General features: G+C 60.9%; 20 protein-coding genes and 1 riboswitch. Of the genes, 14 read left to right on the forward strand and 6 right to left on the reverse strand.

Annotation, left to right across the window (positions count from 1 at the left end):
* Positions 1–65 precede the first annotated feature (65 nt).
* The 10 genes from ACSBQQ_RS18735 to gutQ all read left to right on the forward strand — a co-directional run bounded on the left by ACSBQQ_RS18735 (position 66) and on the right by gutQ (position 8081).
* A complete protein-coding gene (locus ACSBQQ_RS18735; protein WP_033635552.1) occupies positions 66–752 on the forward strand; it encodes a GntR family transcriptional regulator in 687 nt (228 codons plus the stop codon).
* A gap of 206 nt (positions 753–958) precedes the next feature.
* Positions 959–2008 (forward strand): class I fructose-bisphosphate aldolase, encoded by a 1050-nt coding sequence (fbaB, locus tag ACSBQQ_RS18740; protein ID WP_033635553.1) that lies wholly within the window; start codon positions 959–961, stop codon positions 2006–2008.
* Between the two features lie 337 nt (positions 2009–2345).
* Positions 2346–2873 carry a hypothetical protein gene (locus ACSBQQ_RS18745; protein ID WP_041036286.1) on the forward strand — a complete coding sequence of 176 codons (528 nt, stop codon included), beginning with the start codon at positions 2346–2348 and terminating at the stop codon, positions 2871–2873.
* A gap of 258 nt (positions 2874–3131) precedes the next feature.
* Positions 3132–3680, forward strand: coding sequence for a PTS glucitol/sorbitol transporter subunit IIC (srlA, locus tag ACSBQQ_RS18750; protein ID WP_004941528.1), 549 nt, complete (start codon positions 3132–3134; stop codon positions 3678–3680).
* 15 nt (positions 3681–3695) lie between these two features.
* Positions 3696–4676 (forward strand): PTS glucitol/sorbitol transporter subunit IIB, encoded by a 981-nt coding sequence (gene srlE, locus ACSBQQ_RS18755; RefSeq protein WP_033635556.1) that lies wholly within the window; start codon positions 3696–3698, stop codon positions 4674–4676.
* A 22-nt stretch (positions 4677–4698) separates the two neighbouring features.
* A complete protein-coding gene (gene srlB, locus ACSBQQ_RS18760; protein WP_021504438.1) occupies positions 4699–5061 on the forward strand; it encodes a PTS glucitol/sorbitol transporter subunit IIA in 363 nt (120 codons plus the stop codon).
* A gap of 10 nt (positions 5062–5071) precedes the next feature.
* Positions 5072–5851, forward strand: coding sequence for a sorbitol-6-phosphate dehydrogenase (srlD, locus tag ACSBQQ_RS18765; protein ID WP_041036296.1), 780 nt, complete (start codon positions 5072–5074; stop codon positions 5849–5851).
* Between the two features lie 46 nt (positions 5852–5897).
* Positions 5898–6260, forward strand: coding sequence for a transcriptional regulator GutM (gene gutM / locus ACSBQQ_RS18770; RefSeq protein ID WP_060428956.1), 363 nt, complete (start codon positions 5898–5900; stop codon positions 6258–6260).
* 83 nt (positions 6261–6343) lie between these two features.
* Positions 6344–7117 (forward strand): glucitol operon DNA-binding transcriptional repressor SrlR, encoded by a 774-nt coding sequence (srlR, locus tag ACSBQQ_RS18775; RefSeq protein WP_033635559.1) that lies wholly within the window; start codon positions 6344–6346, stop codon positions 7115–7117.
* Entirely contained in the window at positions 7110–8081 is a 972-nt protein-coding gene (gene gutQ / locus ACSBQQ_RS18780; protein ID WP_039568480.1) for an arabinose-5-phosphate isomerase GutQ, read from the forward strand. The genes srlR and gutQ overlap by 8 nt, the downstream gene beginning before the upstream one ends.
* Positions 8082–8120: 39 nt before the next feature.
* On the opposite strand, the gene ACSBQQ_RS18785 is transcribed toward gutQ, so the two are convergent.
* The 3 genes from ACSBQQ_RS18785 to thiM form a co-directional block, all read right to left on the reverse strand.
* Positions 8121–8579, reverse strand: a complete 459-nt coding sequence (locus ACSBQQ_RS18785; RefSeq protein WP_033648850.1) for an inhibitor of vertebrate lysozyme family protein — start codon at positions 8577–8579, stop codon at positions 8121–8123.
* Positions 8580–8663: 84 nt separating this feature from the next.
* A complete protein-coding gene (gene thiD / locus ACSBQQ_RS18790; RefSeq protein WP_033648851.1) occupies positions 8664–9464 on the reverse strand; it encodes a bifunctional hydroxymethylpyrimidine kinase/phosphomethylpyrimidine kinase in 801 nt (266 codons plus the stop codon).
* Complete coding sequence (thiM, locus tag ACSBQQ_RS18795) at positions 9464–10255, reverse strand: hydroxyethylthiazole kinase (RefSeq protein ID WP_033648852.1); 792 nt, start codon at positions 10253–10255, stop codon at positions 9464–9466. The genes thiD and thiM overlap by 1 nt, the downstream gene beginning before the upstream one ends.
* Before the next feature lie 35 nt (positions 10256–10290).
* A riboswitch (TPP riboswitch) is annotated at positions 10291–10387 on the reverse strand.
* Between the two features lie 142 nt (positions 10388–10529).
* Here thiM and ACSBQQ_RS18800 point away from each other — a divergent pair.
* A complete protein-coding gene (locus ACSBQQ_RS18800) occupies positions 10530–10955 on the forward strand; it encodes a GNAT family N-acetyltransferase (RefSeq protein WP_033648853.1) in 426 nt (141 codons plus the stop codon).
* Between the two features lie 101 nt (positions 10956–11056).
* Positions 11057–11737, forward strand: coding sequence for a methyltransferase (locus tag ACSBQQ_RS18805; protein WP_033648854.1), 681 nt, complete (start codon positions 11057–11059; stop codon positions 11735–11737).
* Here ACSBQQ_RS18805 and ACSBQQ_RS18810 read toward each other — a convergent pair.
* Positions 11714–12943: an MFS transporter gene (locus ACSBQQ_RS18810; protein WP_060428958.1), complete on the reverse strand. Its 1230-nt coding sequence runs from the start codon at positions 12941–12943 to the stop codon at positions 11714–11716. The genes ACSBQQ_RS18805 and ACSBQQ_RS18810 overlap by 24 nt on opposite strands.
* 95 nt (positions 12944–13038) lie before the next feature.
* Here ACSBQQ_RS18810 and ACSBQQ_RS18815 point away from each other — a divergent pair, with 95 nt between their 5' ends.
* Positions 13039–13488 carry a winged helix-turn-helix transcriptional regulator gene (locus ACSBQQ_RS18815; RefSeq protein ID WP_041038082.1) on the forward strand — a complete coding sequence of 150 codons (450 nt, stop codon included), beginning with the start codon at positions 13039–13041 and terminating at the stop codon, positions 13486–13488.
* A gap of 6 nt (positions 13489–13494) precedes the next feature.
* Here ACSBQQ_RS18815 and ACSBQQ_RS18820 read toward each other — a convergent pair whose 3' ends face one another.
* Positions 13495–13755 (reverse strand): DUF1158 family protein, encoded by a 261-nt coding sequence (locus ACSBQQ_RS18820; RefSeq protein ID WP_033648856.1) that lies wholly within the window; start codon positions 13753–13755, stop codon positions 13495–13497.
* Positions 13727–14281 carry a DUF2778 domain-containing protein gene (locus ACSBQQ_RS18825; RefSeq protein WP_223182026.1) on the reverse strand — a complete coding sequence of 185 codons (555 nt, stop codon included), beginning with the start codon at positions 14279–14281 and terminating at the stop codon, positions 13727–13729. The genes ACSBQQ_RS18820 and ACSBQQ_RS18825 overlap by 29 nt, the downstream gene beginning before the upstream one ends.
* A 183-nt stretch (positions 14282–14464) precedes the next feature.
* Between ACSBQQ_RS18825 and rluF the strand changes: the two genes are divergently transcribed.
* Positions 14465–15334, forward strand: a complete 870-nt coding sequence (gene rluF, locus ACSBQQ_RS18830) for a 23S rRNA pseudouridine(2604) synthase RluF (protein ID WP_039568501.1) — start codon at positions 14465–14467, stop codon at positions 15332–15334.
* The last annotated feature ends 25 nt before the right edge of the window (positions 15335–15359 follow it).

Raw genomic sequence — 15359 nt, forward strand, 5'->3', positions numbered from 1 at the left:
GCCCTCAACCAATAATCTGCTAGTATGGTGGCATTCGAATTCCAGCCAGATGCCTGATTGTCGCCATGTCTGAAACGTACAGTCTCACCAACAACGTCCCGGTCAACCAACAGATCTATCGCTTCCTGCGCAAGGATATCGTCGACTGCACCATCCCCCCCGGCACCCTGTTGTCCGAGAAAGAGATTTCTACGCGCTTTTGCGTTTCGCGCCAGCCGGTGCGCGAAGCTTTCATCAAGCTGGCGGAGGCCGGCCTGGTGCAGATCCTGCCGCAGCGCGGCACTTTTGTGATGAAAATCTCCGCCAAGCGCGTGGCCGACGGGCGCTTTATCCGCCAGGCGGTGGAATGCGCCATCGTGCGCCGCGCGGCCGAGCGCGCCACCCCGGCGCAGCTGATGACGCTGGAGCATAACCTGCACCGCCAGGCGCTGGCGGCGCAGAACGGGCAAACGCGCGAGTTTCTGGCGCTGGACGACGAATTCCACCAGCTGCTGACCCAGTTCGCCGACTGCCCGCTGGCGTGGGAGACCATCGAAACCATCAAGGCCACCATGGATCGAGTGCGTTTCCTCAGCCTGAGCGAAGTCTCGCCGCCGGAGAGCCTGATCAAGCAGCACTACCGCATCTACGAGGCGCTGAAAGCGCGCGATGCCGAGGCGGCGGAGCGCGCCATCCACGATCACCTGCAGGAGATGATCTACTCCATCACCCCGATTGCCCAGCAGAACACCGAGTGGTTCGAGATCGAATAATCAATCGTTTAGCGCGCCGGGGGCGATCGTCCCCGCGTATTTGGCCTCGCAAATGGCATTTCCTCTCAATCGCATCTATTGTTTGTCCTTGCCGGATCCAGTTCGGTAGTATCGCTTTACAGCTTCAATCACCGCTTTTTTACTGCGCCGGTGGTCAAAAACCCTTGCATTGCCGGTGTATGAAGAAGCTTAATCGGGAGTGAATCATGACTGATATTGTGCAGTTGCTAGGAAAGGAAGCGGAAGATCTGCTGCAACACCGCTGTACCACTATCCCCGCCGAGAATCTCTACCTGCCGGGCGACGACTTCGTCGACCGCGTAATGATCGATAACAACCGTCCCAACAGCGTGCTGCGTTCGATGCAAACCCTGTTCAACCACGGCCGCCTGGCCGGCACCGGCTACCTGTCGATCCTGCCGGTCGATCAGGGCATCGAGCACTCCGCCGCCGCCTCGTTCGCCGCCAACCCGCTGTATTTCGATCCGAAGAACATCGTCGAGCTGGCGATTGAAGCCGGCTGTAACTGCGTCGCTTCCACCTACGGCGTGCTGGCGTCGGTATCGCGCCGCTACGCGCATAAAATTCCGTTCCTGGTCAAACTCAACCACAACGAAACGCTGAGCTACCCGACCCAGTACGACCAGACCCTGTACGCCAGCGTCGAGCAGGCGTTCAACATGGGCGCGGTGGCGGTCGGCGCCACCATTTACTTCGGCTCCGAGCAGTCGCGCCGCCAGATCGAAGAGATCTCGATCGCCTTCGAGCGCGCGCATGAGCTGGGCATGGTCACCGTGTTGTGGGCCTATCTGCGCAACCCGGCATTCAACAAGGACGGCGTGGACTACCACTCCAGCGCCGATCTGACCGGCCAGGCCAACCACATCGCCGCCACCATCGGCGCCGACATCGTCAAACAGAAAATGGCGGAAAACAACGGCGGCTACCGCGCGGTGAAATTCGGCTATACCGACGATCGCGTCTACACCAAGCTGACCACCGATCACCCGATCGATCTGGTGCGCTACCAGCTGGCCAACTGCTACATGGGCCGCGCCGGGCTGATCAACTCCGGCGGCGCCGCCGGTGAGAACGACCTGCAGGAATCGGTGCGCACCGCGGTGATCAACAAACGCGCCGGCGGCATGGGCCTGATCCTGGGGCGCAAGGCGTTCAAGAAATCGATGAAAGACGGCGTGGCGCTGATCAACGCCGTGCAAGACGCCTACCTGGACAAGAAGGTCACCATCGCCTGATGTGACGGACCGCCTGTCCCCAAGCCCGGTTCGCCGGGCTTTTTTGTGCATCGAGGGAGGTCTTGACAAGGAAATAATGCAACCGAATGTATTTTATGAGCAAAAATAAGAGCTGGTTTTTATTTAATCTCCCTGGGCTTTTTTTATTCCAAATATGCGAAAGAGAACGACATAAATCATTAAAGATTGAAAGTTAACCTTATCAAACTTCAAATTTCCCACCTTTTCCGAAAACACAAAAACTTAGCGCATTAATAATTATTATAGTCCATTGTTATTTATGGACTTTTGACTAAATTTTACGCTAGTTAATCCACATTTTTATGGTGGTGCCATCATGAAAGTCAATATTGTAATCATCTCCCTGCTCATCCTTTCGCTATCGTCTTGCGCGCTATTTAAATCTCCGGCCTCTAGGCATGAGTTGAAACCTGGAGAAACGTATTGGTTTGACTATGACTCAACAAGAAGCAGCGCCATTTATATTCCCGCAGACTCAAATATCAAGTACTGCGTGGCTCCACCGCCTGATGTCGCGCAGTCCGTTATTGCCGCGCTGAAAGCTGAAATGAGTACGGAACAAATTCAAAAAGTCAGTGGCGATGCAGAGTTCAGCACCGCCGTAATCGATCTGGCTCGGCGCACCACCACGGTAAATTTTATCCGCGATACGTTGTATCGCGTCTGCGAAGCCAGACTACAAGGCCCGCTCACCGCGACGGAAAAAGAAATTTTCCTGGCCGCGATAGCCGCCGCCAAAGATATGGCAATCGCTGAAAAAGACAAACAAAAGCAAGAACTGGCCCAAACGGCCGAAAGAAACGGTGCTTCCGTACAGACAATACAAAAGATTCTCGAGCAGTAACAGAAACACGCTAACAACGGCGATTTCCGTATACCCCCTCCCCAAAGCCCGGTTCACCGGGCTTTTTTGTGCCCGCGCTCTCCCCCTCATGCCACAGACCTTCTCTTTCTTTCACTTTAAACTTTCAAAATAAAATATTTATCTTTCAAAGTGTGATCTATTTAAAACAAATAGCCCAACAAAGTGACTACTGTAAGGCCCATGGCGACAGAGCCGCCGTTCGCTCCAGGCCATATCAGTCCATAACAGGAGAACATAATGATTGAGCTAATCACCCACGGCGCCGAGTGGTTTATCGGCCTGTTTCAGAAAGGCGGTGAAGTGTTTGTCGGCATGGTGACCGGCATTTTACCTTTGTTGATCAGCCTGTTGGTAATCATGAACGCGCTGATCAAATTTGTTGGCCAGGAACGTATCGAACGATTGGCACAGCGCTGCGCGGGCAACCCCGTCTCGCGCTATCTGCTGCTGCCGCTGATCGGCACCTTTGTCTTCTGCAACCCGATGACCCTCAGCCTGGGGCGCTTCATGCCGGAGAAATACAAGCCGAGCTACTACGCGGCGGCCTCCTACAGCTGCCACTCGATGAACGGCCTGTTCCCGCACATCAATCCGGGCGAACTGTTCGTTTACCTCGGCATCGCCAGCGGCCTGACCACCCTCGGCCTGCCGCTCGGCCCGCTGGCGGTGAGTTATTTCCTGGTGGGGCTGTTCACCAACTTCTTCCGCGGCTGGGTCACCGATCTCACCACCAGCCTGTTCGAACGCAAGATGGGCATCCGTCTGGATCGCCAGGTGCAACTTTAATTCGTGGAGTGCAGCATGAGTGCTTATATCCGTATTGAAAAAGGCGCCAGCGGCTGGGGCGGCCCCCTGGAGCTGCCGATAGAGCCCGGCAAGAAAGTGGTGTACATCACCGCCGGCACACGACCTTCGATCGTCGATCGCCTCAGCGAATTGACCGGCTGGCCGGCCGTCGACGGCTTCAAAGAAGGTGAACCGCCGGCGGAAGAGATCGGGGTGGCGGTGATCGACTGCGGCGGCACCCTGCGCTGCGGCCTGTACCCGAAACGCCGCATTCCGACGGTCAACATCCACGCCACCGGCCAGTCCGGCCCGCTGGCGCAGTTTATCCTCGAAGACATCTATGTCTCCGGCGTGCGCGACCACAACATCAGCCGAATCGAAGCGGCAGATAGCCAACCCGCCGCCACCGTTGCAGCGCCGCCCAAGGCGCGCGACTACGACACCAGCAAGAAGATCACCGAGCAAAGCGACGGGCTGCTGGCGAAGGTCGGCATGGGCATGGGATCGGTGGTGGCGGTGTTCTTCCAGGCCGGGCGCGACACCATCGACACCGTGCTGAAGACCATCCTGCCGTTTATGGCGTTCGTCTCGGCCTTGATCGGCATCATCATGGCCTCCGGCCTCGGGGACTTTATCGCTCACGGCCTGACGCCGCTGGCCAACAGCCCGATCGGCCTGGTGACGCTGGCGCTGATCTGCTCATTCCCGCTGCTGTCGCCGTTCCTCGGCCCCGGCGCGGTCATCGCCCAGGTGATCGGCGTGCTGGTCGGGGTGCAGATCGGCCTCGGCCATATTCCGCCGCAGCTGGCGCTGCCAGCGCTGTTCGCCATCAACGCGCAGGCCGCCTGCGACTTCATTCCGGTCGGCCTGTCGCTGGCGGAAGCCAAGCAGGACACCGTGCGGGTCGGCGTGCCTTCGGTGCTGGTCGGCCGCTTCCTTACCGGCGCGCCGACGGTGTTGATCGCCTGGGCCGCCTCGGCCTTCATTTATCAATAAGCTGATTTCCTGGGAGACGTTTATGCACACCATTTTTCACACCACCATCACGCAGATCGGCGGCTGCGCCCGCGACGCGTTGCTGGACAACATGCTGATCACCTTCCGTGAAGGCGCCCCGGCGGATATCGAAGAGTTCTGCTTCATCCACCGCCACGGCGCGACCGCCGGCGAGCTGCAGGTCGGCGGCGTGATGGAACTGGCGCAGCGGCGCTACGCCATCACCGCCGTCGGCAGCGTCGCCACGCAGAATCTGCGCGAGCTGGGCCACATCACCGTGCGCTTCGACGGCGAAGCCGAAGCCGAATTCCCCGGCTCGATCCACGTATCCGGCCCGACGCCGACCGATATCCCGTTGGGCAGCACGCTGTCATTTATCGCATAAGGAGTAGACCATGTCTGAAGTAGCTGTAGTGATTGGCGGCGGCCAAACGTTAGGCGCCTTTTTGTCCCACGGGCTGGCGCAGGCCGGTTATCGGGTGGCGGTGGCCGATCTGAACGCCGACAATGCCAATCAGGTGGCACAGCAGATCAACGAAGCGTTTGGCGCGGGCAGCGCCTGCGGTTTTCAGGCCGACGCCACCGACGAGCAGAGCGTGATGGCGCTGGCGGCGGCGGTTGACCGGGCGTTCGGCCAGGCCAACCTGCTGGTGTACAGCGCCGGCATCGCCAAGGCGGCGCCGATCACCGATTTCCCACTGGGCGACTTCGATCGCTCGCTGCAGGTGAACCTGGTGGGTTATTTCCTCTGCGCCCGCGAGTTCTCGCGCCTGATGATCCGCGACGGCATCGCCGGACGCATCATTCAGATCAACTCCAAGTCCGGCAAGGTCGGCAGCAAGCACAACTCCGGCTACAGCGCCGCCAAGTTCGGCGGCGTGGGGCTGACGCAGTCGCTGGCGCTCGATCTGGCGGAGTACGGCATTACCGTGCATTCGCTGATGCTCGGCAACCTGCTGAAGTCGCCGATGTTCCAGTCGCTGCTGCCGCAGTACGCGCAAAAACTGGGCATCGCGCCGGACCAGGTGGAGCAGTACTACATCGACAAGGTGCCGCTGAAGCGCGGCTGCGACTACCAGGACGTGCTGAACACCCTGCTGTTCTACGCCAGCGACAAGGCCTCTTACTGCACCGGCCAGTCGATCAATATCACCGGCGGCCAGGTGATGTTCTGACGCCATCGACGCCCCCTTCCGCGCAAGTGGGCCTAAGGAGAACCCCATGACTCAAGCTCTGATCGCCTTCGCGCTGCTGGCCTGGCTGCTGCAAATCGCCTTTGGCTGGTGGCAACTGCAGCGCTTCAACCGCGCCTTCGACGGCCTGTGCCGGCTGGGCGCCATCGGCGTCGGCGTCGGCCGTTCCGGCGGCCGTTTCCGCCCGCGAGTGGTGCTGGCGCTGGCCTTCGACGCCGAGCGACGGGTGTGCGGCAGCCTGTTGCTGCGCGGCCTGACCGTTTTCGCCCGGCCCCGCCCGCTGCCTCGATTGCACGGTTTGCATCAGCGGGATTTGCGCCCGGATGTGATCTTCCCCGAGGATCGCGCATGCCAGTCTGCACTATCGTTAGCGATTGAACCCAAATCGTGATATTTTCACATTAAAAGACATTACCTTTCATAGTGAATTATTCAGCGAGGGGAAATGCCCAACTCTTGTGAACGGGAATCGCGATGAAACCAAAGCAGCGGCAGGCCGCTATCCTTGAATATCTGCAGCGGCATGGCAAAACGGCAGTGGACGCCCTGGCCGAGCATTTCTCCACCACCGGCACCACCATCCGCAAGGATCTCACCCTGCTGGAAGAAGAAGGCGAGGTGATCCGCACCTACGGCGGCGTGGTGCTCAGCCGCGACGACGGCGATCAGCCGATCGACCGCAAAACCCATATCAACACCGAGAAAAAACGCCACATCGCCAGCGCCGCCGTGGCGCTGATCGCCGACGGCGACTCACTGATCTTCGACGCCGGCAGCACGGTGCTGCAGATGGTGCCGCACCTGGCGCAGTTCAATAACATCACGGTGATGACCAACAGCCTGACCATCGTCAACGCGCTGGTGGAGCTGGACAACGATCAGACCATCCTGATGCCGGGCGGCACCTACCGCAAAAAATCGGCCTCGTTCCACGGCAGCCTGGCCGAATCGGCGTTTCAGCAGTTCAGCTTCGACAAGCTGTTTATCGGCGCGGACGGCGTCGATCTCAACGCCGGCGTCACCACCTTCAACGAAGTGCACAACGTCAGCAAAGCGATGTGCGAAGCCGCCGGCCGCATTATTCTGTTGGTAGACTCCTCGAAATTCGGCCGCAAGAGCCCGAACGTGGTGTGCGAACTCAGCGCCGTCGACACGCTGATCACCGACCGAGACATCAACCCCGATTACCTCGCCGCCCTGCAGGCGAAAGGCATCAATATCCTTCTGGTAGGAGACCCCGATGAGTAACGCCAACGCCCTGCTCACCTTCGCCCGCGAAACGCTGGAGATCGAGCTGACCGAAGCGCAACGCCTGCTGGCGCGCCTGGACGACAACTTCGTCTGCGCCTGCGAACTGCTGCTGAACTGCCGCGGCAAAGCGGTGATTTCCGGCATCGGCAAATCCGGCCATATCGGCAAGAAAATCGCCGCGTCGCTGGCCAGCACCGGCACGCCGTCGTTCTTCGTGCACCCGGCGGAGGCGCTGCACGGCGATCTCGGCATGATCGGCGCCGACGACGTGGTGGTGTTCATCTCCTACTCCGGCCGCGCCAAAGAGCTGGATCTGATCCTGCCGCTGCTGGCGGAGAACGGCATTCCGGTAATCGCCGTCACCGGCGGCAAAGAGTCGCCGCTGGCGCAGGCCGCCGCCTGCGTGCTGGATATCGGCGTCGAGCGCGAAGCCTGCCCGATGGGGCTGGCACCGACCTCCAGCGCGGTCAACACCCTGATGATGGGCGATGCTCTGGCGATGGCGCTAATGCGCCAACGCGGTTTCAACGCGGAAGATTTCGCCCGCTCGCACCCGGGCGGCAGCCTGGGGGCGCGCCTGCTGAACCGCGTGCATCACCTGATGCGCACCGGCGATCGCCTGCCGCGCGTGAGCGAAAGCGCCAACGTGATGGAAGCGATGCTGGAGCTGAGCCGCACCGGGCTCGGGTTAGTGGCGGTCTGCGACGCGCAACAACGGGTGGTGGGCGTGTTTACCGACGGCGACCTGCGCCGCTGGCTGGTGAAGGGCAACAGCCTGCAGGATCCGCTCAGCCCGGCGATCACCCGCCCCGGCTATCGGCTGCCGGAGCAGTGGCGCGCCGGCGAGGCGCTGGAAGCGCTGCACGAACAGCACATCAGCGCGGCCCCGGTGGTCGATATGGACGGCGTGCTGGTAGGGGCGCTCAACCTGCACGATCTGCATCAGGCCGGCATCGGCTGATCAACGCCGGGGGCGCCGTCACCGGCACCCCCGGTCAGATCATTTCCAGTCGGGATTGTTCTCGAACTGCTGCTTCAGCAGCGCTTTCATGTCATCATCCGGCTTGCCGAGCCACTGATACTTGGCGTATTTCTTCGGATGGTCGACGGCTTCCGGCCGGTCTTCCACCGCCACTCGCACGCCCCAGGCCTGGGATTTGTCCGCGCTGAACGCCACGATCAAAAAGTTGTTGCCGCAGTCGTGCGGTTTGCACAGATTGCCGACCAGATACTCTTTGCCCTTCCAGCTCAGGTTCTGCGCCGGCGTCGAGGTGCCGACGCCTTTGCGCGCCCAGCCCGGCATCCGCGCCTGGCCTTTCACCATGTTTTGCCAGCTGGCCTGATACCCCGGCTGCTGAATCAAATCCGACGTGGTGACGATCTGCTGAGCAAAGCTGCCCGCGCTGAAGCTGAGCAGTGCGCCGAAGAGGGCGCAACGCAGCGCCTGGTGTCCCGTCATAGTCCTTCTCCCTAGGTTAAATCAGGTTTCGCCCATAAAACCGGGCCTGAACTAGTCAGACCACGGTTGCGGCAAAAAGTTGACTCACCACCAGGCATGGAAATGATGCACCGGCCCGATGCCGTGCCCCACTTCCAGCGTGTCCGCCTGTTGCAGTGCTTGTTGCAGGTAGTCCTTGGCGGCGGCCACTGTAGCCGCCCAGTCGGCATGGCGCGGGCGCAGCGCCGCCAGCGCGGCCGAGAGCGTGCAACCGGTGCCGTGGGTGTGGCGGGTGGCGACGCGCGGCGCGGTAAAGCGCTGCTCGCCTTCTGCGGTAAACAGCCAGTCCGGGCTCTCGCTTTCGCTCAGGTGGCCGCCCTTCATCAGCACCGCCCGGCAGCCCATCGCCAGCAGCGCCCGCCCCTGCTCGCGCATCTGCGCTTCATCTTCCGCCGGCGCGCACGCCAGCAGCGCCGCCGCTTCCGGCAGGTTCGGCGTAATGATCGACACCAGCGGCAACAGCTCGCGTCGAATAGACGCCACCGCCTCCGGCGCCAGCAACGGATCGCCGCTTTTCGCCAGCATCACGGTGTCCAGCACCACGAATTCCGGCCGGTAATGGCGCAGCCGTTCGGCCACCGCCTGCACGATGTCGGCGTTGGCCAGCATGCCGATCTTGACGCTGTCGATGCGCACGTCGCTGAACACCGAGTCCAGCTGCGCGGCGACGAACGCCGGATCGATGTAATACACCGACTGCACGCCTCGGGTATTCTGCGCCACCAGCGCGGTGATCACCGAGGTGCCGTAGGCGCCGAGCGCCGAGAAAGCCTTCAAATCGGCCTGAATGCCGGCGCCGCCGCTGGGATCGGTGCCGGCGATGGTCAGGGCGTTAATGCGTTTCATCACAGATCCTCCCCGCGCAGCTGATACAGGGCATCGAGGAACGCCGGCGTAAAGCTGCCCGGCCCGGTGGCCTGTCTGGCCGCGAGGCCGCCGCAGTGGGACATCACCCGGCAGGCGGTCGCCACGTTGTCCAGGCGATCGCCCGGCAGGGCGCAAAACGCTGCCACGACCGCCGACAGCGCGCAGCCGGTGCCCACCACCCGCGTCATCAGCGGGGAACCGCCTTCGATCGCCCAATCGCGTTGGCCGTCGGTGACGTAATCCACCGCGCCGGTGACCGCCACCACCGCGCCGCTGCGCTGCGCCAGCTCACGCGCGGCGGGCAATGCCGCCAGCGAATCGTCGCCGCTGTCCACGCCGCGGCCGCTGGCCAGCAACCCGCTGAGCGCCATGATTTCCGAGGCGTTGCCGCGTATCGCCGCCGGTTTCTCGTCCAGCAGCTGTTTAGCAAAGGCGGTGCGGTAGGAGAGCGCGCCGACCGCCACCGGATCCAGCGTCCAGGGCTTGCCGGCCTGATTGGCGGCGGCCACCGCCACCCGCATCGATTCGGCGCGCAGCGCATTGAGGGTGCCGACGTTGATCAGCAGGCCGTCGGCCAGCACGCTGAACTGCGCCGCCTCTTGCGGCTCCACCACCATCGCCGGGGAGGCACCCAGCGCCAATAGCACGTTGGCGGTCAGCGATTGCACCACTTCGTTGGTCAGGCAGTGGATCAACGGAGGCCGCTGTTGGAATTGGGTCAGACAGGCCGCGGCGCGCGCGCCGGGTAGTGCATCAGGTCGAGCGATCATATTCCTCCCAACCGGCGTTCAAGAAGGCGGCGCCGGCTGGGCGGCCGTGACTTCCCTACGCTGGCATTATCCAGATCAGGTAATACGGGTATTTCTCAGCCTTCACGTAGAAGGGCACCCCGAGTCATGAAAATCAATAGGTTGTGATCAACGTTGCGTTAATCCCTGCAGGGGATCATGCCAGCGGCGACGCAGACAAACAAGCGAATAAATTGGCCCGGCAGGCATACACCGCGCTATGCGCTATAGTGAGCACAAACCACCGGGAGATGCCATGCAGATAAGACCCTATCAAGAAACCGATCGCCCCTTTCTGCGCACGCTGTACCTGGCGTCGCGCAAGGCGGCGTTCGGCTGGCGCGATACCTCAAACTATCAGTTGGAAGATTTCGACGGCGCGACGCTGGGCGAAGCGATTTGGGTGGCGGAAGACGGCGGCACGCTGCTGGGATTCGTCTCCATCTACCGCGAAGACAACTTCATTCATAACCTGTATGTCGATCCCCATCAGCCGCCGCGCGGCGTCGGCAGTGCGCTGCTGCAGGCGGCGGAAGCTACCTTCACCGCCACCGGCTCGCTGAAATGCCTGGTGAAGAATGAAAAGGCGCTGGCGTTCTACCGCAAACACGGCTGGCGCATCATCTCTACCGGCAACGACGGCGAAGAAGATTATTACCTGCTGCATTCGCCGGCCCGCTAACGCCGCCTTTCCCGTCACAGAACTCATTAATGATAATGGATTTCATTATCACTTAAGCATACCCTTCCTTGTCTCTCTCAATGAACTTTGCAAGGAAGGTTATGCAACATCAAACGGATACACGCTTCCCCGATGCCGCGGCGGCGGACTACGATCGCCGTATTCTGACCCTGGTGCCCGGCTATCAGTTTGCTCAGTCGCTGCTGACGGCGACGCTCGCGCAGACGCTGCCGAATGACGCCACGCTGTTGCTGGCCGGCTGCGGCACCGGCAGCGAACTGTCGGCGCTGGCCGCCGCCAACGCCAGCTGGCGTTTCAGCGCAGTGGAACCCTCCGCCGGCATGCTGGCGGCCGCGCGCGCCAAGGCCGAAGCCGCGGGTTATGCACAACGGGTGAGTTTCCAGCCCACCTTGCTGCAACAAGCGCCGCAAACCCGCCACGGCGCGGCGGTGTGCTCATTGGTGCTGCACTTTATCGCCGACGATGGCACCAAACTGGATTTCCTGCAGCAGTTGGCACAGCGCCTCTCCCCCGCCGCACCGCTGCTGCTGTTCGACTATCAACCGGAGGGCCTGCCCGCCAGCCACTACCAACACTGGCTGCAAAGCGCCGGGCACTCGGCGGCGCAGGCGCAGGAGGTGATCGAACGCACCCGCCGCAACTGGCACCCGATGACGGCGGCACGCAGCCGTCTCCTCCTGGCGGAAAGCGGCTTCACCGCGCCTCAGCAGTTGTGCGGTGCGCTGGGCTTCCAGCTTTCACTGCTCCACCGCCGCCGCTGAGGGCGGCATGCCGCGCAGCGTCAGCCGCCAAAACAGCAGCGCGCTCAGGCTGACGCCCGCCCCCAGCCAGCAGACGCCGCTCCAGCCCGCCCAGGCGTACATATGGATGCCGGCAAAGGCGCCCAGACCGCTGCCGACGGCGTAAAACAGCATGTAGCAGCCCACCAGCCTGCTGTGCGACTGCGGGTGCGCGCTGAAGATCATGCTCTGGTTCAGCACGTGGATCGCCTGGCCCGCCAGATCCAGCAATACGATGCCCGCCACCAGCCAAACCAGGCCGCTGCCGAGTAAACCGAGCGGCAGCCAGGCCAGCGTCAGCAGCAGCAGACACACGCCGCTGGCCACCTGCCCCAGTCCGCGATCCGCCAGATGCCCGGCGCGCACCGCCGCCAGCGCGCCCACCGCGCCGACCAGGCCGAACGCCCCCACCGCGGCATGGGTGAAGTTGAACGGCGCCTGACTCAGCGGCAACACCAGCGAACTCCAAAAGAGGCTGAAAGCGCCGAACATCAGCAGCGCCAACATGCCGCGAATTTGCAGCGTGCGGTCATGCAGCAGCAGGGTCAGCATTGAACGCAGCAGCGCGGGATAGCTCAGCGTACTGGGAGCGGTGCGCGGCGCAGGCAGCAGGCGCGACAGGATCGGCAGCAATACCAGCGTCACCCCGGCAGAGAAGAAGTACACCGTGCGCCAGCCGCCGACATCCGCCAGCGCGCCGGACAGGGTGCGCGCCAGCAGCAACCCCAACACCACTCCGCCCTGCACCGCACCAACCACCCGCCCGCGCTCCTGCGGCGCCGCCAGTGCTGCGGCGAAAGCGATCAGCCCCTGCGTCATGGCGGTACCCAATAAGCCTACCAGCAACATCCCCGCCAGCAGCCAGGGCGCGCTTTGCGCCCAGCCCACCAGCAGCAGCGCGCCGATCAGCCCCAGCTGTTGCCCCGCCAGCAACCAATGCCGGTTCAGCCGATCCCCAAGCGGCACCACCAACAGCAGCGCCAGCGCGCAGCCCAGTTGGGTCACGGTGATCACCATGCCGACCGCCGCCAGGCTGATGGAAAAATCATGGGCGATGGCGTCCAGCAGCGGCTGCGCATAGTAAACGTTGGCCACGCTAAAGGCGCTGGCGGCGGCCAGCAGCAGCACCAGAGGGGCCGGCAGGCGCCCCAGCGCCGCACAGGGGGGATCCAGCAGTTTGTCGCTCATCGCATACCTCAATCTGGTTTCATTATTAAACCCAATGAACTTTAGGCGCAGAGGTTTTATAATGCAACCAGAATGTGCAGTTGGAGATAACCGTCGTGAAACGTAAAAGCCTGGAAGACGCGCCGTGCCCGGTGGCGCGCACGCTGGATGTGATTGGCGACTGGTGGTCGCTGCTGATCGTGCGTGACGCCTTCGACGGCGTCACCCGCTTCAGCGAATTTCAAAAAGGGCTGGGGATGGCGAAGAACATCCTTGCCACCCGCCTGCGCGCGCTGGTGACGCACGGCGTGCTGGAAATCGTGCCCGCCGCAAACGGCAGCGCCTATCAGGAATATGTGCTGACCGAGAAAGGCCGCGCGCTGTTTCCGGTGATCGTCGGCCTGCGCCAGTGGGGGGAAGATCATCTGTTCGCCGAGGGAGAAGCGCACTCAACGCTGGTGGAAAGCGACAGCGGCCGCCCCGTCCCGCGCCTGACGCCGATCGGCAGCGCCGGGCAGACGCTCACCCCGCTGAATACCCGGGTGGTGAAGGTGGAGGAACGGTGATGAGAGTTAGTGGCGGTGCCCGCAGCTCACCCGCTGAAAAACCTGGCGGATAAAGAGCCATTCCAAACACCCGGCCAGCAGATAAACCGCGCCAAAAATGAGCGCACCAAACCATTCCGTATCGTTAAAATGGAAAAACTCGCTGGCGTCAATCAGCCAAGCGGTTTGATCCTGGTTTAGCCTGGGTACAGGAAAAAGCTTTATTGTCAGCACAGCCAGCCCAACAACAGCCAATGCGTTAGCGAGCAACAGGGCAAGTTTTTTCATAGCCTTTCACCTCGATAGTCCCATATGCCTGTAATGTCGTTCCCGGAACTCTGGCTGTTTTCGATTTCAGCAATGCAGCTCGCAGACGATTGAATTCGTTTTGGGAATAAAAGGTTACACATCCTTCGGATAATCCAAGTGGACCGATTGGATGCAACCTGAATTGCCCACGCATAATGCCGTTAATCCATGTTCTATCGTTAACTGTTCCATCATCTCTGTATAAAGCAAACCAACTATTGTGATCTACATTGGTCACAATATCTTTTATGAAAGTAATAGTCTGCGACTTTAAACCACCGGATGGCCGATCCACAATCCAGTAAGTACCGGCTGGTATAGCCCCGTGATTGGGAACATCTGTACATCCTGGTTGATTTGTATACTGTTTATTACCAGAAAACACAGAGAACATCCCAACCCCTTGACACAACAGAGTGTTTATTTTGTTTCCATTATGAACTAAAAAGCAGCGAAGCATTTTATTTCCCCCATCCTTTGGCTGAGCACCGATAATATCCAGCAAATAAGATTTTATCTATCTTATTGATTTTGTGAATATTGTTAACTCGTGATGATAGAATCAGCAATGAGTAAGGCCCAATCAGCATTGATGGCGCGTGCATCACCTTGAGCTATTACATCTATTCTCTAACAGCTTCCGCAATCCCCTGCAGGTAATGTATAGTCCGCGTTTTACGGAGATCCCATGCTGACTAACTCATCCATTCGTTTGAACAAATACATTAGCGAGAGCGGTATCTGCTCACGCCGCGACGCCGATCGATACATCGAACAGGGCAACGTTTTCATCAACGGTAAACGCGCCACCGTTGGCGCTCAGGTATTTGCCGGCGATGTGGTGAAGGTTAACGGTCAGCTGATCGAACCGCGCAATGAAGAAGATCTGGTGCTGATCGCGCTGAACAAGCCGGTCGGCATCGTCACCACCACCGAAGACGGCGAGCGCGACAACATCGCCGACTTCGTCAACCACAGCAAACGCATTTTCCCGATCGGCCGCTTGGACAAGGATTCGCAGGGGCTGATCTTTCTGACCAACCACGGTGACCTGGTCAACAAGATCCTGCGCGCCGGCAACAATCACGAGAAAGAGTATCTGGTGACGGTCAACAAGCCGGTGACCGACGAGTTTATTCGCGGCATGGGCGCCGGCGTGCCGATGCTGGGCACGGTGACCAAAAAGTGCAAGGTGAAGAAAGAGGCACCTTTCGTGTTCCGCATCACGCTGGTGCAGGGGCTGAACCGCCAGATCCGCCGCATGTGCGAACACTTCGGCTACGAGGTCACCAAGCTGGAACGCACGCGCATCATGAACGTCAGCCTGAAAGGCTTGCCGCTGGGCGAATGGCGCGATCTGAGCGATGACGAGCTGATCGAGCTGTTCAAACTGATTGAAGGCTCTTCATCCGAGGCCAAGCCGGCGAAGAAGGCTCCGGCCAAATCCGCCGCGGCGAAAAAACCGAGTGCCGGCGGCCCCAAAAGCGCCGACAAAGCCGCTGCGCCGGCCGGCCGCAAGCGCTTTACCCAGCCAGGGCGCAAGAAAAAAGGGCGTTAACCCCCGCTCACGCTTCTCGCCAAGC

Source organism: Serratia sp. G204Y (assembly GCF_051172435.1).
GTDB classification, from domain to species: Bacteria; Pseudomonadota; Gammaproteobacteria; order Enterobacterales; family Enterobacteriaceae; genus Serratia; species Serratia sarumanii.

Excerpts from the sequence above, each read along its gene's own strand:
- srlE (WP_033635556.1), top strand. The coding sequence starts at position 3,696 with ATGAGTGCTTATATCCGTATTGAAAAAGGCGCCAGCGGCTGGGGCGGC.
- srlB (WP_021504438.1), top strand. The coding sequence starts at position 4,699 with ATGCACACCATTTTTCACACCACCATCACGCAGATCGGCGGCTGCGCC.
- srlA (WP_004941528.1), top strand. The coding sequence starts at position 3,132 with ATGATTGAGCTAATCACCCACGGCGCCGAGTGGTTTATCGGCCTGTTT.
- ACSBQQ_RS18735 (WP_033635552.1), top strand. The coding sequence starts at position 66 with ATGTCTGAAACGTACAGTCTCACCAACAACGTCCCGGTCAACCAACAG.
- srlD (WP_041036296.1), top strand. The coding sequence starts at position 5,072 with ATGTCTGAAGTAGCTGTAGTGATTGGCGGCGGCCAAACGTTAGGCGCC.
- fbaB (WP_033635553.1), top strand. The coding sequence starts at position 959 with ATGACTGATATTGTGCAGTTGCTAGGAAAGGAAGCGGAAGATCTGCTG.
- gutM (WP_060428956.1), top strand. The coding sequence starts at position 5,898 with ATGACTCAAGCTCTGATCGCCTTCGCGCTGCTGGCCTGGCTGCTGCAA.
- gutQ (WP_039568480.1), top strand. The coding sequence starts at position 7,110 with ATGAGTAACGCCAACGCCCTGCTCACCTTCGCCCGCGAAACGCTGGAG.
- ACSBQQ_RS18800 (WP_033648853.1), top strand. The coding sequence starts at position 10,530 with ATGCAGATAAGACCCTATCAAGAAACCGATCGCCCCTTTCTGCGCACG.
- thiM (WP_033648852.1), bottom strand. The coding sequence starts at position 10,255 with ATGATCGCTCGACCTGATGCACTACCCGGCGCGCGCGCCGCGGCCTGT.
- rluF (WP_039568501.1), top strand. The coding sequence starts at position 14,465 with ATGCTGACTAACTCATCCATTCGTTTGAACAAATACATTAGCGAGAGC.
- thiD (WP_033648851.1), bottom strand. The coding sequence starts at position 9,464 with ATGAAACGCATTAACGCCCTGACCATCGCCGGCACCGATCCCAGCGGC.
- ACSBQQ_RS18745 (WP_041036286.1), top strand. The coding sequence starts at position 2,346 with ATGAAAGTCAATATTGTAATCATCTCCCTGCTCATCCTTTCGCTATCG.
- ACSBQQ_RS18820 (WP_033648856.1), bottom strand. The coding sequence starts at position 13,755 with ATGAAAAAACTTGCCCTGTTGCTCGCTAACGCATTGGCTGTTGTTGGG.
- srlR (WP_033635559.1), top strand. The coding sequence starts at position 6,344 with ATGAAACCAAAGCAGCGGCAGGCCGCTATCCTTGAATATCTGCAGCGG.
- ACSBQQ_RS18810 (WP_060428958.1), bottom strand. The coding sequence starts at position 12,943 with ATGAGCGACAAACTGCTGGATCCCCCCTGTGCGGCGCTGGGGCGCCTG.
- ACSBQQ_RS18785 (WP_033648850.1), bottom strand. The coding sequence starts at position 8,579 with ATGACGGGACACCAGGCGCTGCGTTGCGCCCTCTTCGGCGCACTGCTC.
- ACSBQQ_RS18805 (WP_033648854.1), top strand. The coding sequence starts at position 11,057 with ATGCAACATCAAACGGATACACGCTTCCCCGATGCCGCGGCGGCGGAC.